At 65.0% G+C, this 24,699-nt stretch carries 25 protein-coding genes; all 25 read right to left on the bottom strand.

What is annotated here, in order from left to right; all coding sequences use genetic code 11:
• Positions 1-64: 64 nt before the first annotated feature.
• The 25 genes from JAB6_RS24480 to JAB6_RS24360 all read right to left on the bottom strand — a co-directional run bounded on the left by JAB6_RS24480 (position 65) and on the right by JAB6_RS24360 (position 24,557).
• Positions 65-661: a hypothetical protein gene (locus tag JAB6_RS24480; protein WP_034750355.1), complete on the bottom strand. Its 597-nt coding sequence runs from the start codon at positions 659-661 to the stop codon at positions 65-67.
• Between the two features lie 106 nt (positions 662-767).
• Positions 768-1,217, bottom strand: coding sequence for an excinuclease ATPase subunit (locus JAB6_RS24475; protein ID WP_070305216.1), 450 nt, complete (start codon positions 1,215-1,217; stop codon positions 768-770).
• A gap of 73 nt (positions 1,218-1,290) precedes the next feature.
• Positions 1,291-2,523 carry a beta-ketoacyl-ACP synthase gene (locus JAB6_RS24470; protein WP_070305214.1) on the bottom strand — a complete coding sequence of 411 codons (1,233 nt, stop codon included), beginning with the start codon at positions 2,521-2,523 and terminating at the stop codon, positions 1,291-1,293.
• Positions 2,520-3,257 (bottom strand): 3-oxoacyl-ACP reductase FabG, encoded by a 738-nt coding sequence (gene fabG / locus JAB6_RS24465; RefSeq protein ID WP_034750364.1) that lies wholly within the window; start codon positions 3,255-3,257, stop codon positions 2,520-2,522. Before fabG ends, JAB6_RS24470 begins: the two co-directional genes overlap by 4 nt.
• A complete protein-coding gene (locus JAB6_RS24460; protein WP_070305265.1) occupies positions 3,238-3,711 on the bottom strand; it encodes a hotdog family protein in 474 nt (157 codons plus the stop codon). The genes fabG and JAB6_RS24460 overlap by 20 nt, the downstream gene beginning before the upstream one ends.
• Entirely contained in the window at positions 3,708-4,898 is a 1,191-nt protein-coding gene (locus JAB6_RS24455; protein WP_175444611.1) for a beta-ketoacyl-ACP synthase, read from the bottom strand. Before JAB6_RS24455 ends, JAB6_RS24460 begins: the two co-directional genes overlap by 4 nt.
• On the bottom strand, positions 4,899-5,453 hold the full coding sequence (locus JAB6_RS24450; protein ID WP_070305212.1) for a DUF3261 domain-containing protein: 555 nt from the start codon (positions 5,451-5,453) through the stop codon (positions 4,899-4,901). It lies immediately after the preceding gene.
• A complete protein-coding gene (locus JAB6_RS24445; RefSeq protein ID WP_070305210.1) occupies positions 5,453-7,837 on the bottom strand; it encodes an MMPL family transporter in 2,385 nt (794 codons plus the stop codon). Before JAB6_RS24445 ends, JAB6_RS24450 begins: the two co-directional genes overlap by 1 nt.
• Before the next feature lie 5 nt (positions 7,838-7,842).
• Positions 7,843-8,454 carry an outer membrane lipoprotein carrier protein LolA gene (locus JAB6_RS24440; RefSeq protein ID WP_034750377.1) on the bottom strand — a complete coding sequence of 204 codons (612 nt, stop codon included), beginning with the start codon at positions 8,452-8,454 and terminating at the stop codon, positions 7,843-7,845.
• Positions 8,451-8,906: a thioesterase family protein gene (locus tag JAB6_RS24435; protein WP_034750379.1), complete on the bottom strand. Its 456-nt coding sequence runs from the start codon at positions 8,904-8,906 to the stop codon at positions 8,451-8,453. The genes JAB6_RS24440 and JAB6_RS24435 overlap by 4 nt, the downstream gene beginning before the upstream one ends.
• Positions 8,899-10,467, bottom strand: a complete 1,569-nt coding sequence (gene hutH / locus JAB6_RS24430; protein ID WP_070305209.1) for a histidine ammonia-lyase — start codon at positions 10,465-10,467, stop codon at positions 8,899-8,901. The genes JAB6_RS24435 and hutH overlap by 8 nt, the downstream gene beginning before the upstream one ends.
• Entirely contained in the window at positions 10,454-11,425 is a 972-nt protein-coding gene (locus JAB6_RS24425) for an acyltransferase (RefSeq protein ID WP_070305263.1), read from the bottom strand. Before JAB6_RS24425 ends, hutH begins: the two co-directional genes overlap by 14 nt.
• Entirely contained in the window at positions 11,422-12,177 is a 756-nt protein-coding gene (locus JAB6_RS24420; RefSeq protein ID WP_235194198.1) for a glycosyltransferase family 2 protein, read from the bottom strand. The genes JAB6_RS24425 and JAB6_RS24420 overlap by 4 nt, the downstream gene beginning before the upstream one ends.
• The gene (locus tag JAB6_RS24415) at positions 12,170-13,258 is read right to left on the bottom strand and encodes a class I SAM-dependent methyltransferase (protein ID WP_070305207.1); all 1,089 of its coding nucleotides are present in this window, start codon (positions 13,256-13,258) and stop codon (positions 12,170-12,172) included. The genes JAB6_RS24420 and JAB6_RS24415 overlap by 8 nt, the downstream gene beginning before the upstream one ends.
• Positions 13,252-15,084 carry an AMP-binding protein gene (locus tag JAB6_RS24410; protein ID WP_070305205.1) on the bottom strand — a complete coding sequence of 611 codons (1,833 nt, stop codon included), beginning with the start codon at positions 15,082-15,084 and terminating at the stop codon, positions 13,252-13,254. Before JAB6_RS24410 ends, JAB6_RS24415 begins: the two co-directional genes overlap by 7 nt.
• Positions 15,077-15,622 carry a hypothetical protein gene (locus JAB6_RS24405; RefSeq protein WP_070305203.1) on the bottom strand — a complete coding sequence of 182 codons (546 nt, stop codon included), beginning with the start codon at positions 15,620-15,622 and terminating at the stop codon, positions 15,077-15,079. The genes JAB6_RS24410 and JAB6_RS24405 overlap by 8 nt, the downstream gene beginning before the upstream one ends.
• A 3-nt stretch (positions 15,623-15,625) precedes the next feature.
• Positions 15,626-15,883 (bottom strand): acyl carrier protein, encoded by a 258-nt coding sequence (locus JAB6_RS24400; protein WP_034750398.1) that lies wholly within the window; start codon positions 15,881-15,883, stop codon positions 15,626-15,628.
• A gap of 28 nt (positions 15,884-15,911) precedes the next feature.
• On the bottom strand, positions 15,912-16,166 hold the full coding sequence (locus tag JAB6_RS24395) for a phosphopantetheine-binding protein (RefSeq protein WP_034750401.1): 255 nt from the start codon (positions 16,164-16,166) through the stop codon (positions 15,912-15,914).
• Positions 16,159-16,950 (bottom strand): 1-acyl-sn-glycerol-3-phosphate acyltransferase, encoded by a 792-nt coding sequence (locus tag JAB6_RS24390; RefSeq protein ID WP_070305201.1) that lies wholly within the window; start codon positions 16,948-16,950, stop codon positions 16,159-16,161. Before JAB6_RS24390 ends, JAB6_RS24395 begins: the two co-directional genes overlap by 8 nt.
• On the bottom strand, positions 16,943-17,704 hold the full coding sequence (locus JAB6_RS24385; RefSeq protein ID WP_070305199.1) for a beta-ketoacyl synthase chain length factor: 762 nt from the start codon (positions 17,702-17,704) through the stop codon (positions 16,943-16,945). The genes JAB6_RS24390 and JAB6_RS24385 overlap by 8 nt, the downstream gene beginning before the upstream one ends.
• Before the next feature lie 684 nt (positions 17,705-18,388).
• On the bottom strand, positions 18,389-19,462 hold the full coding sequence (locus JAB6_RS24380) for an ABC transporter ATP-binding protein (RefSeq protein WP_070305197.1): 1,074 nt from the start codon (positions 19,460-19,462) through the stop codon (positions 18,389-18,391).
• A gap of 33 nt (positions 19,463-19,495) precedes the next feature.
• Positions 19,496-21,286 carry an iron ABC transporter permease gene (locus JAB6_RS24375; RefSeq protein WP_070305195.1) on the bottom strand — a complete coding sequence of 597 codons (1,791 nt, stop codon included), beginning with the start codon at positions 21,284-21,286 and terminating at the stop codon, positions 19,496-19,498.
• Between the two features lie 69 nt (positions 21,287-21,355).
• Positions 21,356-22,453 (bottom strand): ABC transporter substrate-binding protein, encoded by a 1,098-nt coding sequence (locus JAB6_RS24370; RefSeq protein ID WP_070305193.1) that lies wholly within the window; start codon positions 22,451-22,453, stop codon positions 21,356-21,358.
• Between the two features lie 43 nt (positions 22,454-22,496).
• Entirely contained in the window at positions 22,497-23,492 is a 996-nt protein-coding gene (locus JAB6_RS24365) for a tripartite tricarboxylate transporter substrate binding protein (RefSeq protein WP_034750417.1), read from the bottom strand.
• Between the two features lie 3 nt (positions 23,493-23,495).
• Positions 23,496-24,557: a porin gene (locus JAB6_RS24360; RefSeq protein WP_034750420.1), complete on the bottom strand. Its 1,062-nt coding sequence runs from the start codon at positions 24,555-24,557 to the stop codon at positions 23,496-23,498.
• Between the last annotated feature and the right edge of the window lie 142 nt (positions 24,558-24,699).

Genomic DNA, 24,699 nt, shown 5'->3' with positions numbered 1-24,699 from the left:
CAGCGCGGTTGCCCGTCGCTGCCATTCTCAGCAGGTCTGCAGGCGCTTGCGCGCCGCGTCCGTCCTAGTTCGTCATTGCTGCTTCGACCGCTTTATTGTCGGCGCCCGTCGGGCCGCCTTCGGCACGTACATAGTTGGCCTTGATGTAAGCGCTGGTCAGGTTGGCGATGCGGGTCAGCATCAGGTTATCGTGCACGCCAAACGTGAATCCGGCCGCCATCGCGTCCGCGCGCTGGAAGAACTCTGGCGTTGCGACCACGGCACCCTTGTTGTCGCGGATCATGACGCGCATGCGCACGCCCGAGCTGCCAGCCAATGGTCCCAGCAGTACGCGTTTGGCGCCGCTCTTGAACTGGATTTCTTCGACGATAGGCTCGATGGTCAGCACGCGGCCATTGGCCGGGGCGGCATTCCAGCTGGTCAGCGATTCAGCCAGGTCCTTGCGGATATTCTCGTCGATTTTCGCCATGCCGGCCTGGTTGCCCTTGTAGCCTTCGGCAAAGACTGTCGGCTTGACTTCAATGCGGCCAAACGACGAGAAAGCCTCGCTCGGCGGCGGATTGGTCGTCGACGATGCCTTGATGCGCGTGGCGCAGCCTTGCAACATGGTCAATGCCAGCAGTGCGCCGGCCAGGATGACAGTTTTCGATACTTTTTGCATATTCTCTTTCTACTTTTTATTGGAATGGCTTCCGGACGCGATCGCTGCTCTGATTGCGCCGGTTACCGATGGGGTGGACTTCCCTGCTGCTTCCTGCTACTGCTACTTACTTGCCTGCCTTCAACTTCACGAACTCGCCCTTCAAGGCCACGCCCGTCATCATCGTGCCTTCATGGCACTCGAATTCCGTGGCGCTGGAATTTTCGATGTTTTTGTAATTGCTGACGATATTGACGACGGCATCGGCGCCCACCGACTGGGCGCGCTTTTGCAGCGCCAGCATGGCCGACAGGAAGGCCCAGTTGCACGAGGTTTCTGCCGACTTGCCAACGCCATTGGTTTTCTGGCTGGTCTTGTCGCTGCTGATGCGCGTGGCAATCGGAGGCGTTGCCTGGTCGCCAAAATAGAATTTCACGGTGTCGCCAAGGCGGGCCTGGGCGTCGTTGGCGGACATCGCATTGGCGATCGACATCATGTGTTTGGTATCGCCTGCCTGTGCCGGCAAGGCAACCGTCAGCGCCGCACTCAGCGCCGCCAGGATCATCATTTTTTTCATGCTGTTTTCCTCGATAAGTTAAAGATAGTACAAAGGGAACCACACTTGCCGCTTGCGCCAGCGCAAGCTAACTTCACGGCCGGTAACGCTTGAAGATCAGCGACGTGTTGATGCCGCCAAAGGCAAAATTATTCGACATCACGTACTCGCATTCGATGGCCCGGCCTTCGTCGGCGATGTAGTCGAGCGGTGCGCATTGCGGGTCGACCTGCTGCAGATTGATGGTGGGCGCAAACCAGCCTTCGCGCATCATCTCGATGCTGATCCACGCTTCCAGCGCGCCGCAGGCACCCAGGGTATGGCCCATGTAGCTTTTCAGCGAACTGATAGGCGTGCGGTCGCCAAACACTTCGAACGTCGCTTGCGACTCGGCGATATCGCCCTGCTGCGTGCCCGTGCCATGCGCATTGATGTAGCCGATATCGGATGGCTGCAGTCCCGCGTCGGCCAGCGCCAGCAGCATCGCCTGGCGCATGGTGGCGGCGTTCGGCTGGGTCACGTGGCAGCCGTCGCTGTTCGTGCCGAAGCCCACCAGTTCAGCATGGATGGTGGCGCCGCGCGCCTGCGCATGGTCGAATTCTTCGAGGATCAGGCAACCGGCGCCTTCGCCGATGACGAGGCCATCGCGACTGGCGTCGAACGGGCGCGGCGTCGTGTGGCCATCGTCGTTGCGCGTGCTCGTGGCGAACAGGGTGTCGAAGACGGCCGCCTCGGTGGCGCACAGCTCCTCGGCGCCGCCGGCGATCATCGCCAGCTGCTTGCCACCGGCGATCGCCTCGTAGGCATAGCCGATGCCCTGGCTGCCCGAGGTGCAGGCGCTCGAGGTGGTAATCACCCTGCCCGTGACGCCGAAGAATACGCCGATGTTGACGGGCGCCGTGTGCGCCATCATCTTGATGTAGGTAGTGGCGTTGATGCCCTTGGTGGTGCGCTCTTCCATCATGCGGCCAAAGTCGCCGATGGCGCTGGGCGTGCCGGCGGACGAACCGAAGGAAATGCCCATCTGCCCGCTCTTGACCACGGGGTGCCCGGCCAGGCCCGCGTGTTCCAGCGCCAGTTCGCTGGCGCGCGTGGCCATCAGCGCGATGCGTCCCATGCTGCGCACGGCCTTGCGGTTATAGCGGTCCGTCAGCGCGAACGGCGCGGCCGGCGCGCCCAGTTGCGTATTCAAGCCTTCGTAATCGGCCCATTCGTCCATGCGCACGACGGCGTTGCGGTACTCGCCCAGGCGCTGGCGGATGGCCGGCCAGTCATTGCCGATCGGGCTGATGCCGGCCATGCCGGTCACGACTACGCGGCGGCTCATGCCATGCCTCCATTCACGGAAATGACCTGGCGCGTGATATAGCCCGCTTCCTCGCCGACGAGGAAACTGACGGCGGCGGCCACTTCTTCCGGCGTGCCGACTCTGCGCGCGGGGATCATCTTCAGCGCTTCGTCGAGCGGCACCTCGCTGATCATGTCCGTCTCGATCAGGCCCGGCGCCACACAGTTGACCGTGATGGCACGCTTGGCCAGTTCCAGCGCCAGCGCCTTGGTCGCGCCGATGATGCCGGCCTTGGCGGCGCTGTAATTGACTTGCCCCCGGTTGCCGATCAGGCCCGAAACGGACGCCATGGTGACGATGCGCCCCGGTTTGCGGCGCTGTACCATCGGCATCACCAGCGGATTGAGCACATTGTAGAAACCATCGAGGTTGGTCTGCAGGACGATGTCCCAGTCCTCGCCCGACATGGCGGGAAACGCATTATCGCGCGCCACGCCGGCGTTGCACACGACGCCGTAATAGCAGCCATGTTCAGCGATGTCCGCTTCCAGCGCGGCAGCTGCCGCGGCACGGTCGCCGATATCGAATTGCAGCACGCGCGCCGCGCGTCCCATGGCCTGCACCTGCTGCGCCACCGCGTCGGCTTCGCCGCGCGCGCTGCGGCAATGCAGCACCACGTCAAAACCGTCGCGCGCCAGCCGCAAGGCGATGGCCTTGCCGATGCCGCGCGACGACCCCGTCACCAATACACTTTTACTCATGCTGCGCTCCATTCATACTCTCCTGCAGAAATTGCTTTGCATCCTCGGGCTGGAATACCGTAATCGTCGCTTGCGCCAGCACGGCGCCCGCCATCTCGATACGGCACTCGAACGCGCCCAGTCCATTCTCGCCCTGCAAGGCCTGCTGCACATGCACCTGCAGCACGCTGCCACCGACAAACAGGGGCAGCTGCGCTTCGTAGCGCCGCGCCCCCAGCAAAAAACCGATCTTCACGGGCGCGCCGGCCAGCCGCGCCAGGTAGCCCGCGTGCGCGGCGATCGCCTGCGCCATGTATTCGATGCCGACCCAGCTGCCCACCCCTGCCGACGGCGCGTCATAAAACACGCTGCCGGCATGGATGGCGACTTCGGCGCACAGGTTTTCCGCATCGGCCGACAACACCCGGTCGAGCAGCACCATGGCGCCGGAATGGGGCACCAGTTCGCGGATAGGGGGAAAACTCATGCTCCCCTCCCGAACAGCAGGGCGGCGTTCGAGCCGCCGAAGGCAAACGAATTGCTCAGCGCCCAGTCGAGCGGACGCCCCAGGCGCGCACCGGGCAAGGCCAAGCGCAGCGGCGGCAGGGATTCATCAGGCACGCCATCCCACAGGTGCGGCGGCAGCAAGCCCTCGGCGTTATCGTCCTGCATCGCCAGCCAGCACAGCGCCGCCTCGATGGCGGCCGCCGCGCCCAGCGCATGGCCTGTCAACGGCTTGGTGGAGCTGACCATCGCCGTGGCGCCGAACAGGTCGGACACCACGCGCGCTTCCATCGCATCGTTCTGCGGCGTGGCCGTACCGTGCAGGTTCACGTAGTCGACTTGCGACGCCGCGATGCCCGCGCGCGCCAGTGCCTGGGCAATGGCCAGCCGCGCGCCGCCGCCTGCGGGATCGGGCGCCGACATGTGGTGGCCATCGGACGATTCACCCCAGCCGCGCAAGGCCACGCTGGCCGCTTGCGCCGTCATCAGGAACAGGGCCGCACCCTCGCCGATATTGATGCCGTCGCGGTTAGCGCCCAGCGGATTGCAGCGCCGCGCACTGACGGACGCCAGCGCGGAAAATCCGGCCACGGTAAAGCCGCACAGGGTATCGACACCGCCCGTCAGCACGGCGTCACACAGGCCCATGCGGATCAGGCGCGCCGCGCTGGCCATGGCCTTGGCGCTCGACGAACAGGCGCTCGAATGCACGAGGGCCGGGCCGTCGATGCCCAGTTCCTCGGCCAGCATCAATGCCGGCGACGCCATCTCCTGCTGCCCATAATGAAAGGCTTTCGGCAAGCCGTCGCCCGCCACATGCTGGCCGATCGCGCCTTCCGTCTCGGCGATGCCCGACGTGCTGGTGCCGATCACCACGGCCACGCGGTCCGCGCCGTAGCGGGCGATGGCCTGTTCCACGGCGGGACGGATCTGCGCCAGCGCCGCCAGCGCCATCCGGTTGTTGCGGCTGCGCGCGGCGATGCCGTGCTGCGCCACCGATGGCAAGGCCGCATCGACCACGCCCAGCGGCAGCATGCGCCCCGGCGTGTAGGTATCGACGGGCATCACGCCGCTGTGCGCGGCAAACAGGCGCGCGCGCACTGCTTCGCGGTCCGCGCCCAGCGCGCAGACGATGCCGCAGTCGTTCAGGTACACAGTCAGGCCAGTCATTCAACTTCCTTCCGGGGCGTTCTGTATCGTCAGGCGATAGCGGTAGCGCAGGTTGTCGAGTACGACCGTGCCGCTCCAGCGCGGCATGCCGCTGTAGTCGATCACCGTCACCGCCTCGTCATGCAGGAACAGGGTGCGGCGCAAGCCGCTGTCCTCGATGCGCCAGCCTGCCGGCAGCGCTTGCGCAATCGCTTCGCGCGGCCACAGGGTCAGCTGCATGTCTTCCAGCACGTCCTCGGCGCGTACCTGCGCCGGCAGCATCAGGTGGCGCCATGACGTCATCTCCTTGCCGTCGTAATGCAGCGACAGCACGCGCTGGCCGAACGCCAGTCCCACCAGGTCGAGATGCGACGGCTCCACTTCCAGCGCCGCATCGAGTTCGTCGATGCGCCCGGCCCGTTCGACGACCAGGTGCTGCTGCACGCTGACCGTGGCGCCCAGCGCCTGCGGCGCCAGTTTCAGGCCCAGGCGTGCGGGTGCCGAAGGCGGCGTGCTGGCGCAGCCGGCCAGCGCCAGCAGCAATGCGGGCGCCCATCGTTGACAGTGCAAAAACATCAGAACTCTCCTGCGGCATCGGCCGCGCTACGGTGGTCGGCTTCGGCAAAGCACGGCGACAGCAGCCACACCAGGGCCGTGCCGATCAGCATGGTCAGGCCAAACGCCTGCAATGCGGCCGTCTTGCTCAGCGCCAGCAAGCCGAAAGACAAAATGGTATTGGCCGCCGACAGGCCCACGGCCAGCCATGGCGTATCGTTGCGGCGGTCGGGATGCTCCTGCATGAAGATGCCGTAGTCGACGCCGACGCCCAGCAGCAGCATCAGCGCCAGCACGTGGAACAGCTGCAGCGGCAAGTTCAAATAGCCGAGCAAGGCCAGGGCCGCCACGCTGGCCAGCGCCGTGGGCGCCAGCACACGCCAGGTGCGGCGCCCGTAACGGGGCAGCAGCAAGCCGAAGACCACCAGGTAGGCGCCCAGCACCACGGCGCCCATGTAGACGCGGTAGCGGCCCAGCACCGAGGATATTTCACTGACCTTGTCGACCCACTGCACGCCGGGCATGCCCTCGCCCGCCTTCGCCAGCAGGGGAATGGCCGCATACTGCATGCCGCGCAAGGCGACGATGGAGGCATAGCCGCCTTCGACCTTGCCCAGCCACAGATGGCGCCACGGCTCGCTGGCCGGCACCTTCAGGAAGGCGTCGATCGACAGCGGCGCCCCCGCTTGCGCCAGTTGCGCGCGCACCTTGCCGGCCCATTCCGGGCCTTCGTCGACGGACTGCGCCAGCAGGTCTAGCGCGGCGCCCGGCTGCAGGATGGCCGTGTCGAGCAAGGCCCGGCGCGCCGCCTGCGTCTGCAGCGACGGCACCCAGTTCGACATGGCCTGGACACCGCTGATGTGCTGTTGCGCGATCAGCGGCAGCAGCCGCTGTTTCAACGCTTCCTCGCGCTGCAGCACGGCTTCCGCGCTATCGCCGCGCACCAGGTAGAACTGCACCGGCGTAGGTCCATCGAGCAATTTGCTCAATTTGATCTGGTCGCGTATCAGGTGCGCGGGTGGCGTTTGCAGCAAGCGGATATCGTCGTTGACACCCAGGCGGCTGATGCCGATGAGCGCAAACAGGGCAAACAGCACGCCGCCAACCAGGGTGGCGCGGTTGGCCCGCAACAGCGGCCAGCGCGCGCGCGCCGCGCCATACTGCTTGACCAGCGCGCCGCTCTTCAAGGTGCCGCCACCGATCAGCGCGGGGAACCAGAACACCACCGTCAGCCAGGCAAACACCAGGCCCAGGGCGGAAAACACGGCCATGTGGCGCAGGCCGGGGAATGGCGTCAGCGCCAGGCCCATGTAGCCGATGACGGCGGCGAGCAGGGTCAGGCACAGGCCCGGCAGCAGACGGCGCAGCAAGGCGCGCGAATCGAGCGCCGGATCGGCGCCCAGGCGGTTGCACAGGAAATAAATGCCGTAGTCTTGCGCCACGCCGATCAGGCTGGCGCCAAAGACCAATGTCATCAAGTGTATTTTGCCAAACAGCAGCCAGCACACGGACAGGGAACCGAGGCAGCCGATGCCGATCGACAGCAGGATCAGCGAGATCGGCTTGAACGAGCGGAAGGTGAACCACGTCAGCAAGATGATGCCGGCCAGGGAGCCCAGGCCGATGGTCGACATTTCGCCCGCCGCCTGGCTGCTGGCGGCCGCCGCATGCAGGATCACGCCGGCGCTGATGATGTCCACGCCGGGCACGGCCTGCCGCGCCGCCGCCTCGGCTTGCGCCAGCACGGGCAGCGCGCTTTCCTGCGCGCCCAGCGAAAAGGCGGGCAGGCTCAAGGTCAGCGGCAGCAGCACATACTGGCGCTCGGCGTCGGCGACGAACAGATGGCCGTCGCGCGGACGCACGGGCGTTTCCTGGGCACGTTCCTGCACCCAGCCGCCAAACAGGCCAAAGGGATCGTCCTGCCAGGCGCCCAGTTTCGGCCCGCCGAATGGGCTATACAGCTGACTCAACGCCGAATCGCGCCAGAACGCGGGCGTTTCCTGGCGCAGCTGCATTTCCTGCGGCGCCGTCAGCAAGGTCAAGCGATGCTGCTGGAACAGCGCCAGCCAGTCGTTCTGCGTCTGCTCGTCGAGCGGCGTGGACTGGAACAGGCCAGCATGGCGCGCCAGCACGGCGCCGTAGGCGTCGGCCGCGCGCTTCGCATCGTTCCATTCGGCCGCGCCGACCAGCACCGCCACGCGCTGCTGCGCCGCGTCGACCATGTGCGTAAATGACGCCTGCAGCACCGGGTCGCGCTCCTGCACCGGCAGCAAGGCAAGAATGTCGGTTTCGGGCGCGATGCGCTTGCCCAGCCACAGATAGGCGTTATGCGCGAGCAGCAGCGCCACCACCAGCGCCCAGGCGATGGCCAGCAGGCGCCCGGCGTTGCGGCCGCGCTTCGTCAATGCGTTCAAAACAGGGCCGCCTCTTGCGCCGTGATGGCGGACGGTCCCGTTTCAATCGCCGAGAACACGATGCTCGTGCGGTCGCCGCTCGCTTCGCTGATGCTGATGTTTTTCACGAAGGCGCCGCCATCGAGGCGGATGCTGCCGATGGCCTTGGCCAGCGCTGGCTGGCGCGCCTTCAGCGCCACCTGCCAGGTGCCGCCATCGATGCTGCCGTCCACTTCAAACAGCGTATCGAGTTGCGCCAGGTCGCCGGCCAGCAGCGAAAACAGCACGCTGTTGATCATCTTGACCACCGGTTCCGTCTTCGCGTCGAGGCGCATGGCCACGCGCTCGCCCTGAAAATGCACGATCTCGTCGCGCGTCAGGCGCAGGGTATTCGGAAACGGCTGCAAGGTGCGCCACAGCACGCCTTTTCCGGCCACCACGCAAAAGCGGCCATTCGACGCCAGCGCCTTTTTCATGCCGGCCAGCTGCTTGCTCTGGTCGAAGCGGCCGCACAGCTGCTGCGGCTTGGCCAGCATGGCCTCGATCTTCGCTACCGGCGCGGCCGCGTGCAGCGGCGCCATCGCCAGCAGGCACAGGCCCGCCAGCAGGATTTTGAATTGTTTTTTCATACGGCCTTCAATCCCAATTTTTCAAACAAGATGGGCGGCGAGGCAAAGCACATCTCGCCGCTGGCGATATCGACGGCCACCTGCGTCGTGCTGGCGCGGTTCAGGCGCTTGCCCGTCGCGCTGTCGCTGACCAGGTACTCGATCTTCAAGCGGTCTTCCCACTCCACGAGGTCGGCGCGCAAAGTCAGGCGCTGGCCAAAGGTGGCTGGCGCCACATAGCGCAAGTGCATGTCGATCACGGGCCAGGCATAGCCGGAAGCCTTCATGTCGACGTAGTTGTAGCCGATGCTGTCGAGCAGCGCGCAGCGCACCACTTCGAGGTATTTCACGTAGCGGCCGTGCCAGACGATCTCCATCGGGTCGAGGTCGAAGAACTGCACCTGCATCTCCACTTCGGCATGCCAGCGGCTGGGCGTGGCCTTCTTGCCGCGCACTTTATGCGTCTCAGTCATTCCCGGCTCCGTACAGTGGCCATGCCTGGGCGCGCATGCGTTCGAGCAGCACGCGCAGTTCCGGGTCGAGCCGGCGGTCTTCCTCGACGGGTGCGATATCGGCGGCCAGCGCTTCCATCATCGCCGCCAGCGCCGCTTGCGGTGGCACGTCGGGATTGACCTTGCAGCGCAGCCAGACGCCCTGGCGCACGGTAATCAGCAGGGCCGCAGCCACCTGCTCGCACAGTTCCAGCACGCGCAGGCAGTCGCGCGCGGCGATGGTGCCCATGCTGACCTTGTCCTGGTTGTGGCACTCTGTCGAGCGCGAAAACACGGAGGCCGGCATGGTCAGCTTCAGCGCTTCGGCCGTCCAGGCGGAGGCGCTGATCTGCAATGCCTTCAGGCCGTGGTTGATGGCCGCGCGCGGGCCCGTGGCGCCCGACAGGTTGGCCGGCAAGCCCTGGTTGTAGCGGCTGTCGACCAGCAAGGCCATCTGGCGGTCCAGCAGGTCGGCCAGGTTGGCCACCGTATTCTTCATGCTGTCCATGGCGAAGGCGATATGGCCGCCGTAGAAATGGCCGCCATGCAGCACGCGCTCGCCTTCGGCGTCGATGATCGGATTGTCGTTGGCGCTATTGAGTTCATTCTCGATCGACGAACGCAGCCAAGGCAAGGCGTCGGCCAGCACGCCGATCACGTGCGGCGCGCAGCGGATCGAGTAGCGGTCCTGCAGCCGCTTGCCGTTGCGCTCCCAGGAATCGGTGGGCAGATCGGCGCGCAGCCAGGCCGCCACTTGCTGCATGCCGGGATGGGGCTTGACGGAGAACAGGGTTTCATCGAAGTGGTGCGCGTTACCGTCGAGGGCAAACGAGGCCATGGCCGTGATGCGCGTCGTCAGGCGCGTCAGGTATTCGGCGCGCTCATACGCCAGGCAGGCCAGCGCCGTCATGACGGCTGTGCCGTTCATGATCGCCAGGCCTTCCTTCGGACGCAGGCGCAGCGGCGTGATGCCCGCTTCGCGCAGCGCCTGCTGCGCCGGCACCTGCACGCCGTCGCGCCACACTTCGCGCTCGCCGCACAATACGGCCGCCAGGTAGGACAGCGGCGTCAGGTCGCCGCTGGCGCCGACCGAGCCTTCCGACGGGATCAGCGGCAGCAGGCCCGCATCGAGCAGGCGCGCGATCTGCGCCAGCAGCTCCACGCTGACGCCGGAAAACCCCTTGGAGAGCGACGCCAGGCGCGTGGCCATGATGGCGCGCGTCTGCGCCGGCGTGAAGAATTCGCCCAGGCCGCAGCCGTGATAGGTGTACAGGTGGTGCGGCAGTTCGGCCACCAGCTCCGGCGGCACGGTCACCGTGCACGAATCGCCGTAGCCCGTGGTCACGCCATAGATGGTGCCGTCCTCGCGCAGCAGACGGTCGAGGAAATCGGCGCCGCGCGCGATCGCCGCCAGAAAGACGGGGTCGCTGGACAGTTCGGCGCTGGCCCGGCCATGCGCGATATCGGTAATGTCTTCGATCCGCAGGCGCTCGCGGTCGAAGCGGACGGCGCGCCGGGTGTTTTTCAGGTCAGCGAGTTGCATCGGGAGTATCCAGTCTTGAAGTATCGGGGAGTTGCCAAAAATCGTAGAAGTTGAACCATTCGAGCGGCGCGCGCAGGCAGTGGTGTTGCAGGCGCGCCGCATAGGCGGCCGCCAGTTCGGCCAGCATCGCCTCGCGTGCCTTGCGCGGCAGGTGCAGCGACTCGCGGAACAGTTCGAAATGTATTTCGGAGCGCTGGCCGATGCGCATGGAAAACAGCAGATACACGGGGCATTGCAGCACGCTGGCCAGCACATACGGGCCGATCGGGAAAGCGGCCGGCTGACCCAGGAAAGGCGCCACCGCCACGCGCGGCTGCGGCGAGACGGGAACGCGGTCGCCGGCGATCACCACGAACTCGCCTTGCGCCACCTTTTCCGCCAGCAGCATGGCCGTGGCAGGCGTGATTTCCGTTACCTGCATCAGATTGAGCTGGCTGTCCGGATTGAGCGTCTCGAGCATGCGGTTGAACGCTTGCGCATGGCGCGTGTGCACGAGCACCGTCAGCTTCAAGCGCGTATTGCGCTGCGAGAGCACGCGGCACAAATCCAGGTTGCCCAGGTGGGCGCAGATCAGCAAGGCGCCGCGCCCCTCGTCCAGGCAGCGGTTGACGCCATCGTCGCCATCGACGCCATGCAGGCTCACGCTGCGCGTGTCGTACAAGCCGCCCCATAGCAGCATCTTGTCGAGGATGGTTTCGGCAAACGTGGCAAAGTGCCGCAGCACGCCCAGGTTTGCCGGGCCGCCGCTGGCCGCGACGCGGCGCAGGTAGCTGCGCGACACGCGGCGCGCACGCGGCTTGGTCAGCACGTACCAGGCCAGCACCGGGTACAGCACGATGCGGAAAGGCCAGCGGCCAAAGACGCGGCAGATCCAGAACAGCAGGCGCATGCCGGCCACGAAGCTGACTTCATTGAAGCCGGACCAGTGTCCGCGCGGCTGCTGCGGTGCTGCCGTCATCGCGCGCGCCAGTGGCGGGCCAGCAGGCGCGGTGCGCGCCACAGCATGCCGAAAAACAGACGCGCGTGCATGCGCGAAATGAGCACATTGTCGCGCCACAGTTCAAAGTGCGAGACGCCGTCGCTGGGGTAACCGACGCGCGTGGGCAGATTCGCCATCGACAAGCCATCCCAGTACAGGCGCACCAGCACATCGGTGTCGAAATTCATGCGCTGCCCCAGCACACCACGCTGCGCCAGCGCCGCCAGGGGCGCCAGCGGATAGACGCGGAAACCGCACATGGAGTCGCGGATCTGCAGCGACAGGGTATTGATCCATACCCAGATATGCGTCGCATAACGGCCGTAGTAGCGCGCCCTGGGTACCGAGGCGTCGTACACGGGATAGCCGATCACCACCGCCGCCGGCGTGGTTTGCGCCTGCGCCAGGAAGCGCGGCACGTCGTCCGTTTCATGCTGGCCGTCCGCATCGATCTGCAACGCATGGCTGTAGCCGTGCGCATGCGCGTGGCGGCAGCCCGTCAGTACCGCCCCACCCTTGCCCTGGTTGTGCGCATGGCGCAGCAGGGTCACGCGCGACGGATGCGCGGCGGCCAGCGCGTCCAGGGTGCGTGCGCCGGCAGAGGCGCTGCCGTCGTCGACGAGGATCAGCGGCACGCCATGCGGTAGCAGGCGCTGCACCACGGCGCCGATCGCGTGTTCATGATTGAACACGGGGATCACGATGCACGGTTGAAAACGCACTTCAGTCACTGTGTGCTCCGGCGCGGCCAAAGCGCAGCAGCGAATGGCAATAGCCGATACCGTCGCGCGTGGTCAGCAATTCCAGTCCGGCCGCTTGCGCCAGGCGGATATAGTCGGTGCTCTGGTAAATCTTGCTGTTACCGCTGGCCATGGCCGTGAAGTACGGCGAGGTGTTGATCAGGCAGTAGGCGGCGATATCGTACTGCTGGCGGTCCCAGAAGGTATCCATGATCAGCACTTGCCCGTTCGGCCCCAGCGCCTGCGCCACGCGGCGCAGGATGCTGGCGATGGCCGGCTCGCTGAAACAGCTGAGAAATTGGCTCATCCAGATCAGGTCCATGCCGGCCGGCAGCGGCGCCGCGTCGTCGAGCAGGTCGCAGGCGTGCAAATGGGCCCGCTCGCGCACGCCGGCATCGGTGAGAGTCCGGTCGGCCACCGCCAGCTGGCGCTCCAGGTCGACCAGGTGCAGTTCCACGCCCGCATGGTAGGCCAGCGCCGCACTGGCGAACTTGCCCGTATTGGCGCCGATGTCCATGATGCGGCGCGGCGCCGTGGCGAAGACGTCCGGGAATATCTCGGGGAACGATGTATCCGAATAATGGTGATCGAAGGCGAACCAGCTGCCCTTGGCCGGCTCCGACAGGGCCGACAGGCCCTGGTACAGGGTGGGCCAGTCGCCCAGCGCGGCCAGTCCCAGCGGCTGCTCGGCGTCGAGCGAGCGGTCCAGGTCGAACAAGCCCTGGTAGCAGACGTCATGCATGAAGTCCAGGTTGACCTGGGTGATGCTGTCCGTCAGCATGCAAAAACCGACTTTATCGAGCACATACGCGCCATCGCGCAGCGAGACGACGCCGGCAGACAGGCACGATTCGAGCGCCACCTTCAGCGCATACTCCGTCCAGCGGCCGCTGGCGGCCATGTCGGCAATCGTCAGGCCGCTGTGGCCCGTGTCGGCCAGGGCCTGCAGCATGCCGCGCTTCCAGGCATAGCGCACGCATTGAAAGACGACGGGACCGAAAGCGATTTTTTGCGCCTCGAAACGGGCGGCAAAGGCGGTCTGGCGTTCGGGTGAGAATTTTTTATCTAACATGCGCTCGCTGCTGGAGTGGGTGTATCGGCGCCGCCATCGGGAACGGCAGCGGCATTCGGATGAAACAGGATGCGGCCGCTGGCATGCTGGCCGGCGTCCGACAGATAACGAAATTGCAGGCTGGCCTTGGGCGCGTCGTATTCGAGCGCCAGCCGCACGGGCCGGTCCGGCATGACCGGCTGCTGGAATTTCAGCGCATGCATGGCGCGGAACCGCGCGGGCAGGTCCAGGTGCTGGCGCGCGAAGTGCAGCGCCCACTCCACTTGCACCACGCCGGGCAGCAAGGGGGCGCCCGTGAAATGGCCGTCGAAATAGAACAGATTCGCCGGGACGTGCAGCTCGAACAGCATCCGTGGCGTTTCGCCTTCGGCCGAACGCTCGATCAGCCGCGCATGCGGCAAGCGGGGTTTCTCGAGCAATGCCAGCAACAGCGCCTGCGTCGTCTTGCCCTGCGCATTGATGGGCAGTTGTTCCAGGTAGCGCCAGCGGCGCGGCACGGCAACGGCGTCGACCTGGCCGCCCAGCGCCGTTTGCAGCTGGCGATTCAGGGCCAGCTTGCCTTCGGCGTCGAGCAGCGCGCGGCCGGCGGCGCTGCAGACGATAAAGGCGGCCACCTTCTGGCGCTCGCCGGCCGGCGCATCGCACAGCAGCACGCGCGCATCCAGCACCAGCGGCGTGGCCAGCAATGCCGCTTCGATGGCATTGAGGGAAATGCGTTTTTCTTCGATCTTCACGATGCGGTCGCTGCGTCCCAGCAGCTGGAAGCGCCCTGGTGCCGTTACGCGCGCGCGGTCGGCCAGACATAGCCAGCCATCGTCGGCCAGGTGCGCCGAACGCACTTCCAGCGCGCCGTCGTCCATCAGGCGCCAGTTCACGCGGGGAAAACCCTGCCAGCTCTCGTCGTCAGGGTGCTCTGGCACGCGCTGGCGCCAGGCCACGCCGCCGGTCTCCGAGCTGCCATAGATTTCGCGCGGCACGTGGCCCAGCAAATGCCCCGCCGCCAGCGCACTGTCCAGGGCCAGCGGCCCGCCCGAGGAAAACACGGCGCGCAGCTGCGCCCGCGCGCCGGACCAGTCGATGTGTTGCGGCAGGCGTTTCAGGTGCGCGGGGCTGGCGGCCAGCACGCACGGACCGCGCGCCAGCAAGGCGGCCAGCTGTTCCGGGTAGTCCACGCTGTGCGCATGCACGGCACGCCCGGCGGCCAGCGGCCACAAGACCTTGAACAGCAAGCCGTAGATATGCTGGTGCGAGACGGTGGCGACGACGGCCGCGCCATCGGCGTGTTCGCCAAACAGCTGCTCCAGCGTGGCCACCTCGCTGGCCAGCTGCGAGAGTTTTTTCGGGATCGCTTGCGCCGCGCCCGTGCTGCCCGAGGTGTACACCACCAGCGCCGGAAAATCGTCGGCAAGCTGCGTCCACGCTCGCTCGGCCAAGCTGTCCGCTGGCAGCGGCAGCGGCGCATGCGCAGCCGGGAACTGCCCCAGGAAACCATCGACGGACGCAGCCAGCGAAGCGCAGCTGGCCGGCAGCGTATCGGCCGTCAGCCAGACGGTCTTGCCCGCCTGCCAGGCGCCCAGCAAGGCGGCGCCAAACTCGATGCTGTCGTCCAGGTACAAAGCGAAATGGCGTCCTGCCTGGCCTTCCAGCAAGCCGGCCCAGGCGGACATGCGCGCCGCAAAGTGCGCATGATCGAGCACCGCGCCATCGCGCCAGCCGACGGGCATGGCCGGCGGGCGGCCATGCATGGACAGCGCAAGGCGCGCCAGCGGGGAAATCGGCGGATGTGCGTCAGGCACGGGAGCTTGCGGCAACGAGGATTCAGGCATGGTGCAAACGCTTAAAACGCAGGCGGACGAGATACTCGCCGCCAAATAACAGGGCCATCAGGATATAGGCGATGACGCCCGTGTACAGCGACCAGACGGCTTCGCTGGCCCACAGTGCCGTACCCAGCGCGATGCCGCCATTGACGATGAAAAAACCGCACCAGACTTGTGTCACGCGGCGCGTATAGCGCACGGCGGCGGGTGGAAAATCCTTCTCGCGCAAGCGCGCCAGGCGTTCCACCACCGACGGCGGCGCCCACAGGCTGTAGCCGAAGGTGGCCAGCAAGACGACGTTGACCAGTACCGGATACAGTTTCAGCGGCAGCAGCAGATTGCTCCACAGGGCGATGGCGGCCAGCAGCAGTGCGGCCGCCACCGACCAGCGCGCGGCGCGCTGCAGCTTCAGCGCGGGCAGGCGGCAGGCGGCAGCCAGCAACAGCAGCAGCGCCAGCCAGCGTGGCTCGACCTGGCCGTGACCGAACCAGATCGCCAGCGGATACAGTACGGTCAGCAGCAACGCGACGGCATTGAGCAGCACGCGTTACGCCGCCTGTTCCGACACCGACATCGCGCGCAGCGCTTCGACCACATCGTCGATCGTGCGGATGGTCTTGAATACTTCCGGCTGCAGGCGCTTGCCCGTCAGCTGCTTCAGCTTGACCGCCAGGTCGACCGCGTCGATGCTGTCGATATCGAGTTCGGCGTACAGATTCGATTGCGGCGTCAGCGCCGCCGGATCGAGCTCGAACATTTCGGCCAGCAGCTGCACCACCCATGCGTACAGTTCATCGCGGCTCATTGCGCTCATATCTACCATTTGCTGCTCCTTACTTCTTTCTGTGAGTGTCAACCATCGCCGCCAGCGCCCGTACCGAGGCAAAGTGGCGGCGCGTATCGGCCGAATCGGCCGACAGGGAAATGCCGTATTTTTTTTGCAGGGCGACGCCCAGTTCCAGCGCATCGATCGAATCGAGTCCCAGGCCCTCGACAAACAGGGGTGCATCCGTATCGATATCGGCAGCGCTCACGTCTTCCAGTTGCAGCGCCTCGATGATCAGTTCCTTCACTTCTTGTTCAAGCATGTTGTTCCTGTTTCCCGCTAAAGTAATGTTGCAGATGAGTGGTCAAGGTGCGCGCCGCCATCACGTCGCTGGCGCCACCGCCGGTAAACTCGCCGATCGCCAGGTCGTCCTGCACGGCGATCTCGAAATGCGCACGGCGGGCCGGCACGCGCCACCATGGCTCGCCCTTGCCCAGGGTCCTGGGCAGGCAACGTATCAGCACCGGCGTCACGTCGCGGCGGCCGCGCACGGCGATATTCGCCGCGCCCCGCTTCAGCACGACTTCGCCGCTGCATGGCGTGCGCGTGCCTTCCGGGAAAATGATCAGGTTATTGCCGCGCTCCAGCGATGCCAGGCAGGCGTCCACCAGTTCGGCGCCGCCCGTGTTATTGATATAGCCGGCCGCGCGCACGGGGCCGCCCGTAAACGGGTTATTCCACAAATCGGACTTGACGATGCAATCGGCCTGCTTGACATACGCCATCAGGAAAATCGTGTCGATCAGGGTCGGATGATTGGCCAGGATCAGCAAGCCGCCGCGTTCCAGCTTGTCGAGACCGCGCAAGTCATAGCGCAGCACGCCGAGAAAACGCATCAGGCCGATATACAGGCGAAAACTCCAGCGGATGATGGCGCGCGCGCAGGCGATGCGCGTGTCGCGGCGCCACACCAGCACCTGCAGCACGGGGAACACCAGCACGCGCAACAGCAAGCCACCGAGGCCGAAGGCGGCGAAACTGAGCGCGGTCGCGATCGTGCGCCAGCCTATCGATATGCCGGCGCGAACAGCCTCCAGCTTATGCATGGCGGCTCCAGCACCATGCCTGGCGGTTGGCCGCGTGCACGAACGTGCGGGCCTCGCCGAGCATGAATCGCAACACGGCCAGGCTGCCCGGCATGGCGCCGGGGGCAGCCGCCAACGCATCATCACCGCTGCGGGGACGCCACGTCAGGCTGAAAGCGGTGCCCGGGGCAGCCTCGGCCTGCAGCAGCCAGGCAAACGCATGCGATTGCTCGTGACAGTCTTCAAAAGCTTCAAATGGCACTGGCAAGGGACACTCCGCCAGCACCAGCAATACCTGCGCCGCGCCATCGGCCAGCAAGCCGCACGCCTCGATCACCGCGGCTTCGAGGCTGGCCGCACCGGCGGCGATGGCCAGCTGATTCGCCGTATCGGCGCGAGCGATGGAAAACAGGCCTGCGCTGGCATTGTGCACGGCCATGCCGAACGCCGTCGGCGACAGGGGTTCGCCCTGGGCCAGCGCCGACAACAGTTCGACGGCGCGCGCCACCTCGCCGTGGCGGGAACAAAAGACGAGCGGAATATCGCGCTGTTCGCCGAGGCAGGTGTACGCCACTTCGAGCGCCATCTTGCCCAGCTGACCGGCGCGGCGGCGCAGCATCGGCGCCATCGCACGCACGCCCGGCTCGCCAGCAGCGGCAATCGGCGCGACGGGCAGGGCGCTTTGCGCCCACGCCTGCCATTGCTGCGGCGTTTCCAGGCCCGGTGCCCATGCGGCATGTCTGACAATTGAAAAACGGACACCATCGGTGCGCATATGCATTTTCCTGAGCTCAAAAAAAGGGCGAACTCACGTCAAAACTGCGCAAAAAGCCTCGCCGGCGTTCTTTTCAAATTATAAACGATGGAAGTAAAAATAACTAAAATAAATGGCCATGCGGCAACTTTTTAAATCTAAATACAAAACCCGTCTTTTAAAGAATACCCCGCCCTAGTTACTATTTGTAACACTCGCATCCATTCTCTTCCGATGGAAAAATCAGCATCCTCCGGCAAACCATGGGCATTCTCGGAACGGGTGTTTTTTATCCATGATCAAGGCATGCCGCGCATGCGGCACATAAGAGCGTTGTTTTTAGATAACACATGCGGCCTGGCGCAACGGCGCCCCCATATTACCCGCGCATGGCGGCAGCGAGGATTAAAGGGCGCGCGGCAAGGACAATACAGAGCGTTTGCTTTATGCGAGTTTCAGCCGGCCAATTCAACTCAGGCGGCGTTGTCTTGTCAGCAGGGAAAAGAATGGAGCGGCCAGCAGTGCCATCCACGGCCATGGCAAAGAAGGCGGTGGCATGGCGCCAGCGTGAACGGCAAGGCGCCGGCGATCACTGCGTATGGAGAATGAGAAAGGCCGGCACGGGCGCCGTGAAATACGGGGGCGATGCAAAACCGGTGGCCAGCGCGGCACAGACTGCGCGCCAAGGTGGCCACCGCGGTACCGTTAAAACACCCAAAGCTTATCGGCCGGCATGTGCAGCCAGTACTTGCCCGCTTCGAGCTTGTGGCGCGAATAGGCGCGCAGGCTGATGTTCTCGGCGCCGCCGCGCTCGAACAGGCATTCCCAGCGGTCGCCCAGGTACATGCACGTCAGCAGCGGCAGCTCGATGGCGTTGTCCACCTGCGTGGCGCTGATCTTCACTTCCTCGACACGGATCATGGTGGTCACTTCCGTGCCCACGTTGGCGCCGCGCGCCACGCCCTGCATGGAGGCGCCATCGACCAGCAGGCGCACCTGGTTGCCTTCGCGCTGCACCACCTTGCCGGGCAGGCGGTTGTTACTGCCCATGAATTCGGCCGTGAACAGGGTATCCGGCGTTTCATACATGCTTTGCGGCGTGCCCTGCTGCTCGATCTTGCCGTTATTGAGCAGCAGAATGCGGTCGGAAATGGCCATCGCCTCGCCCTGGTCATGCGTCACCATCAGCGCGGACAGGCCCAGGCGCACGATCAGTTCGCGCAGGAAGGCGCGCGCTTCCTCGCGCAGCTTGGCGTCCAGGTTCGACAGCGGTTCGTCGAGCAGGATCACGGGCGGGTTGTACACCAGCGCACGGGCGATCGCCACGCGCTGCTGCTGGCCGCCGGACAGCTGGTGCGGATAGCGCTCGCCCAGGTGCCCCAGGCCCAGTTGCGTCAATACTTCCTTGATGCGCGCGGCGATTTCCGTGCTGCCCATCTTGCGCAATTTGAGGCCGTAGGCGACGTTGTCGAACACGGTCTTGTGCGGCCACAGCGCATACGACTGGAACACCAGTCCCAGGTTGCGGTGCTCGGCCGGCATTTCGAAATGCTTCGCGCCATCGAAGACATTACGCTCGCCGATCTCGATCGTGCCCGCCTTCGGGCTTTCCAGCCCGGCGACGGCGCGCAGCAAGGTGGTCTTGCCGCTGCCCGAAGGCCCCAGCAGGGCGACCACTTCGCCTTTTTTCAGGTGCATTGAGACACCCTTCAGGATCTGGTTGGCGGAGGCGCCGGTGCCGTAGTCCAGGTACAGCTCATTGACGGTCAATTCATTCATGATGTGGTCTCAGTCTATTCTTAGTTATGCAACTCAGTTGTGTAACTTCACGCCGAAGCGCAGCGCGATGCCCAGGCCGATGGCCACCAGGGTGATATTGATGAAGGACAGCGCCGCCACCAGGTCGGTCGAGCCGCCCGCCCACAGCGATACCAGCATGGCGCCGATCACTTCCGTGCCCGGCGAGAGCAGATATACGCCCGTCGAATATTCGCGCTCGAAGATCAGGAACACCATCAGCCAGGCACCCAGCAAGCCGTATTTGATCAGCGGCAGGGTCACGTCGCGCGTCACCTGGCCACGGTTGGCGCCGACGGCGCGCGCCGCCTCTTCCAGCTCCGGCCCCACTTGCAGCAGCGCGGTGGAAATCAAACGCATGCCGTAGGCCATCCACACCACCGAATACGCGAGCCACAGGGCGAAGATCGTCGAGCGCACTTCGCGCAGCACGGGAATCACATGGCCGCTCAGCCACAGGGCCACGCCGTTGTCCATGCCTTTCAATACCCCGTCGAGCCAGGCCGGCACGAACAGGAACACCCACAGGAACGACAGGCCTGCGAGCAAACCCGGCACGGCGCGCGGCACGAGCACGCTGTAGTCGAGCAGGCGCGTGACGCCGTCCTGCTTGCGGTGCATGGCCAGCGCGATGAAGCTGTAGCAGCCCACGGCCAGCGCGCCGCCGACGACGCCGATCAGGATCGTGTTGACGATGCCGCGCACCAGCGACGGCTGGTCGAAGATATCGCGGAAATGCTGCAAGGTCAGCACGTCGGCCAGGTGCACGCCCTCGCCCCAGTACTGCACGAAGGAGCGCAGCACGATGCCCGTCAGCGGCAGGATGATGGTGAAGATCAGCCAGCCCGCCAGCAAGGCAAACGCCAGCCACTTCCAGCGGCCCAGCGGCATGGCCTTGCTGCGCGCACCCTTGCCCTTGATCGACACATATTTGTTGGCGGACTTGAGCAGCCAGCGCTGTATCATCACCAGCGGCATGGTCACCATCACCAGACAGACGGCAACAGCGGCCATCAGGTGGTACGACGGCGTGCCCAGTTTGTTGGTCAGCTTGTACAGATAGGTCGGCAGCACCAGGTGGCCTTCCGGATCGCCGAGCACCAGCACCAGGCCGAATACTTCGAAGCCGAGGAAGAACACCAGCACGCCCGCATACGCCAGCGCCGGCATGATCATCGGCAGCGACACGTTCAGCATGACCTGCACCGGTGAAGCGCCGGCCACGCGGGCCGCTTCTTCCACGTCCGAACCCAGGCTTTTCAGGGCCGACGAGGCATACAGGTAGACGTGCGGCACGTGCGTCAGGCCGGCGATGATGACGATGCTGGTGAAGGAATAAATATTCCAGGGCACGAAGCCGAACAGCTCCTTGGCCCAGACCGAGTAGAAGCCTACGGGGCCCATCGACACGACGTAGCCAAAGCCCATCACCATCGGCGAGACAAAGATCGGCACCAGCAGCATGGGCGCCACCCAGCCGCGGCCCGGCAAGTCGGTGCGCACCATCAGGAAGGCCAGCATGCCGCCCAGCGGCACGGCGATGACGGTCAAGCCGCAGGCAAGCATCAGGCCATTCTTGAAGGCCATCGAGAAATCGGGATCATCGAAGATGAAACGGTAGGAGTCAAAGCCGAATTCGCGCACCGGCATGAAAAACGGCGCGTTCAAAAAGCTCTGGTAAAAAATCAGGAACAGCGGCAGGAAAATGGCGACCATGGTGATCGCCACGACCACGCCGCGCGGCCAGTTCAGGCGCGACAAGGGAGAGCGCGACCGTGCAGGCAGCGGCAAGATAGCAGTTTGCATGATGAATCCAATGAATGAAGGGTACGGCATCTGTCCGCGGGCACGCGCCTGCGGACGGCCAGGACGGCGTTACTTCTTGCCGGCTGTTTCTTTCCATTGCTTCAAGAAGGCCATGCGCTTGGCTGGCCCCAGGAATTGCAGGATGATCGGGTGCACCGGCACCGGCTTGATGTTGGCCGCGCCGATTTCCTTGATCAGGTCCGCCGAGGTGGTCTCGCCCGTGACGTCGGCGCGAATCGCGTACAGCTTGGCGCCGTTCGCGATGATGGTCTGGCCGCGGTGCGACAGGATGTAGTCGAGCCACAGCTTGCTGGCGTTGACGTTCTTCGCGTTCTTGTTGATGAACTGCACGCGCGACAGGATCAGCGTGTAATCCTTGGGCAGCACGACGCCGATCGACGGGTCGGTCTTGGCGCGCACCAGGGCGTAGGAGCCCAGCACGTTATAGCCGATCAGGTTTTCACCCGACGAAATGCGTTCCATCATGGTGCCCGTCGACGACTGCACGCGCACCTTGGCCGTGCCGAACGCGTTTTGCAGCGCCAGGAACTGCGGATATTCCTTCGCATCCTGCGACATGAACATGAAGCCCACGCCCGACTTTTCGATGTCGTAGGTGGTGACCTTGTCCTTGAATTTCGGCGTGGCGATCAGCTTGACGAAGTCGTCGTGGTTCTTCGGTACTTCCTTCGGGTCGAGCAAACGCTTGTTGTAGACGATGGCGGCAGGCTCGAACGTGGTGCCGTAAGCCTGGTCGTCCCACATGGCCCAGCCGGGGATCTTGGATGCTTCGACCGATTTGTATTTCAGGGCGTAGCCGTCCGAGGCCAGGCGCATCTGCAAGTCCATCGCCGACGACCACATCACGTCGGCCGTATTGCCGCCGGCGGCCACTTCGGAAATGAAGCGGTTGTACACTTCCGTCGAATTCATGTCGTTGTATTCGACCGAGATGCCCGGATACAGGGCGCTGAAATCCTTGATCAGCGGCGCGGCGGCCTTGCTGTCGGTGGCGCTGTAGATCACCACCTTGCCTTCCTTCTTGGCCGCGTCGATGATCTTCTGGTAGTCGGCCGGATAACCTGCCGGCACCTGGGCGAAAGCGGCGCCGGTACTACCCGCGAAAGCGGCTGCCAGGGCGATGGCGAGAATGGTCTTGGTTTGCATGGTTTGTCTCCGTCTGTGATTGTTGTATGGTTTGCTATTCGATTCAGCGCATCAGGCCCAGTTCGGCCGCCTGCCTGGAGTAGCGTTCGACTGCCTGGTTCACGTACTGCGTCAATTTGTCGCCCGTCAGCGCGAACGGATACATGCCCGATTGCGTGCGCCACTGGGCAAACTGCGGCGTGGCCATGGCACGGTCGAACGTGGCCACCCAGCGCTGGTAATCGGCTTCCGGCACCTGTGGTCCCATCCACAGGCCGCGGATGATGGGCCAGACCACGTCGACGCCCTGCTCGCGCGCCGTCGGTACGCTGGCCAGCACGCCGGGCAGGCGCTTTTCCGACAGCACCGCCAGCACCCGCGCATGGCTGTCTCCCGCGTTCAGGGTCGCTTCCGACGTATCGCCCGACATCACCTGCACGTAATCGGCCTGCATCGCCGTGAAGATCTCGCCGCCGCCTTCCAGCGCCACGAAGCGCAGCACTTTCGGGTCGATGCCGGCCTTGCGCGCCACCAGCGCCATCTTCAGCCAGTCCTGGCTGCCGATGGTGCCGGACACGCCGATCAGCACCTTGTCGGGGTGGCGCTTGAGCGCGGCGATCAGGTCGGCCAGGCTCTTGTAGGGCGAGTCGCTGCGCACGGCGATCATGCCGTAGTCGGCGCCCAGCGCCGCCACCCAGCGCACGTCGCCCGTCTTGGCGTTGCCGAACTTTCCTTGCGCCAGGTTCAGCAGCGAGCCGCCCGAAAACACCACCAAGGTGTTGGCTTCGGCACGCCGGCGCTGCGAACCCATCGAACGCCACGCCACCGCACCGATACCGCCCGGCAGATAGCTGATGCGCACCGAGGACGCGAACGGCGCCGCCACCGCCGGATCGGGCTGCAGCAGCCCTTTCTGCGCCAGCTTGCAGGTCAGGTCCATGGCGCCGCCCGGCTTGGACGGCACCACGCAGTCGACTTCAGGCGCGGCGGCCGTTGCCAGCGCCGGCAGCAGCGCGGACAACAACAGCAGCGACAGGAACACGGTGCGCAGCATCGTCATGCCTTAGAAGCGGTGCTGGATGCCGGCGATCAGGCCACGCTGCGTGTCGCCGAAACCGGCGTCGTCACGCGACAGGCTGACCAGCTGGTTGTGCTTGGCCTTGGCGTAAGCGCCGGCCACGTACAGGTCGGTGCGCTTGGACAGGGCATAGCGCACGCGCGCCACGTACATGATCGGATCGGCATCGAGGTTGGCGGCCACGTTCTTCACGTCCTGGTAGTAGATCACGCCCGTCAGGGTGATGACCGGTGTGGTCTTGTAGCTGACGCCGCCCCAGTACATGGTGCCGCGCACGTCGGCCTTGCCCGAGGCAGCCGGATCGAGCTTGTAGTCGCGCGCCGCCGCCTGCACTTTCCACGGGCCGTCGTCGTACATCGCGCCCAGGTGGTAGACGGTGGTCTTGTCACGCGCGCCGCCGGCGATGGTGTTGCCGTTGACCTGTTCATACGTGGCCAGCAGGCTGACCGGACCGGTCTTGTAGGTGACGGCCGTCGACAGCTTGGCGCTGTCCGAGCTGCCCGTCGACTGTTCGCCGAAGCCGTACGATGCGCCGTAGCTGAAGCCGCCCGTCTTGCCCGAGTACTTGACCATATTGTCGAAGGCCGTCGTCATGCCGTATTTGCTCGGGCCCGTCGCGTTGGCCGAAGTGGCCCACGAGTAGAACGGCGCATAGGCCATCGGGTCGAACGGCAGCACGAAGTCATACACGGTGGTGAACGAGCGTCCCAGCACGACGCGGCCAAACGCGCCTTCCAGGCCCACGTTGGCCTGGCGCTTGAACAGCGCGCCGTCGGCCGCGCCCGTGTCGACGAGGATGCCGCCTTCCAGATTGAACACGGCTTTCAAGCCGCCGCCCAGGTCTTCGCTGCCCAGGATGCCCCAGCGCGACGTGTTCATGCCGCCGGAACTGACTTGCGTCATCGAGCTTTTGTTCGGACCGGCGTTGCTGGTGTTGCTGATGCCGGCGTCAAGACGGCCGTACAGGGTGACGTTCGATTGGGCGTGGGCGCTGCCGGCTGCGGCGAGTACCGCCATGGCGGCCAGCGAGAATACAGTTTTCTTCATGTAGAGTGTCTCCCTTAGATATAGTTATTAGTGATATGCCTGATCAATTTCATGAATCAGGATCACACTATATGATCGCGATCCTTTCAATTGGCTTTCAGACTGACAGGTGTCGCCGGCCAGCCACAGGCAATACCAACAA

The sequence above is a fragment of the Janthinobacterium sp. HH104 genome (assembly GCF_001758715.1).
GTDB classification, from domain to species: domain Bacteria; phylum Pseudomonadota; class Gammaproteobacteria; order Burkholderiales; family Burkholderiaceae_D; genus Janthinobacterium; species Janthinobacterium aestuarii.
This window is presented reverse-complemented; position numbering and strand designations above follow the sequence as displayed.

Excerpts from the sequence above, each read along its gene's own strand:
- JAB6_RS24480 (WP_034750355.1), bottom strand. The coding sequence starts at position 661 with ATGCAAAAAGTATCGAAAACTGTCATCCTGGCCGGCGCACTGCTGGCA.
- JAB6_RS24475 (WP_070305216.1), bottom strand. The coding sequence starts at position 1,217 with ATGAAAAAAATGATGATCCTGGCGGCGCTGAGTGCGGCGCTGACGGTT.
- JAB6_RS24470 (WP_070305214.1), bottom strand. The coding sequence starts at position 2,523 with ATGAGCCGCCGCGTAGTCGTGACCGGCATGGCCGGCATCAGCCCGATC.
- fabG (WP_034750364.1), bottom strand. The coding sequence starts at position 3,257 with ATGGAGCGCAGCATGAGTAAAAGTGTATTGGTGACGGGGTCGTCGCGC.
- JAB6_RS24460 (WP_070305265.1), bottom strand. The coding sequence starts at position 3,711 with ATGAGTTTTCCCCCTATCCGCGAACTGGTGCCCCATTCCGGCGCCATG.
- JAB6_RS24455 (WP_175444611.1), bottom strand. The coding sequence starts at position 4,898 with ATGACTGGCCTGACTGTGTACCTGAACGACTGCGGCATCGTCTGCGCG.
- JAB6_RS24450 (WP_070305212.1), bottom strand. The coding sequence starts at position 5,453 with ATGTTTTTGCACTGTCAACGATGGGCGCCCGCATTGCTGCTGGCGCTG.
- JAB6_RS24440 (WP_034750377.1), bottom strand. The coding sequence starts at position 8,454 with ATGAAAAAACAATTCAAAATCCTGCTGGCGGGCCTGTGCCTGCTGGCG.
- JAB6_RS24435 (WP_034750379.1), bottom strand. The coding sequence starts at position 8,906 with ATGACTGAGACGCATAAAGTGCGCGGCAAGAAGGCCACGCCCAGCCGC.
- hutH (WP_070305209.1), bottom strand. The coding sequence starts at position 10,467 with ATGCAACTCGCTGACCTGAAAAACACCCGGCGCGCCGTCCGCTTCGAC.
- JAB6_RS24425 (WP_070305263.1), bottom strand. The coding sequence starts at position 11,425 with ATGACGGCAGCACCGCAGCAGCCGCGCGGACACTGGTCCGGCTTCAAT.
- JAB6_RS24415 (WP_070305207.1), bottom strand. The coding sequence starts at position 13,258 with ATGTTAGATAAAAAATTCTCACCCGAACGCCAGACCGCCTTTGCCGCC.
- JAB6_RS24410 (WP_070305205.1), bottom strand. The coding sequence starts at position 15,084 with ATGCCTGAATCCTCGTTGCCGCAAGCTCCCGTGCCTGACGCACATCCG.
- JAB6_RS24400 (WP_034750398.1), bottom strand. The coding sequence starts at position 15,883 with ATGAGCCGCGATGAACTGTACGCATGGGTGGTGCAGCTGCTGGCCGAA.
- JAB6_RS24395 (WP_034750401.1), bottom strand. The coding sequence starts at position 16,166 with ATGCTTGAACAAGAAGTGAAGGAACTGATCATCGAGGCGCTGCAACTG.
- JAB6_RS24390 (WP_070305201.1), bottom strand. The coding sequence starts at position 16,950 with ATGCATAAGCTGGAGGCTGTTCGCGCCGGCATATCGATAGGCTGGCGC.
- JAB6_RS24385 (WP_070305199.1), bottom strand. The coding sequence starts at position 17,704 with ATGCGCACCGATGGTGTCCGTTTTTCAATTGTCAGACATGCCGCATGG.
- JAB6_RS24380 (WP_070305197.1), bottom strand. The coding sequence starts at position 19,462 with ATGAATGAATTGACCGTCAATGAGCTGTACCTGGACTACGGCACCGGC.
- JAB6_RS24375 (WP_070305195.1), bottom strand. The coding sequence starts at position 21,286 with ATGCAAACTGCTATCTTGCCGCTGCCTGCACGGTCGCGCTCTCCCTTG.
- JAB6_RS24370 (WP_070305193.1), bottom strand. The coding sequence starts at position 22,453 with ATGCAAACCAAGACCATTCTCGCCATCGCCCTGGCAGCCGCTTTCGCG.
- JAB6_RS24365 (WP_034750417.1), bottom strand. The coding sequence starts at position 23,492 with ATGACGATGCTGCGCACCGTGTTCCTGTCGCTGCTGTTGTTGTCCGCG.
- JAB6_RS24360 (WP_034750420.1), bottom strand. The coding sequence starts at position 24,557 with ATGAAGAAAACTGTATTCTCGCTGGCCGCCATGGCGGTACTCGCCGCA.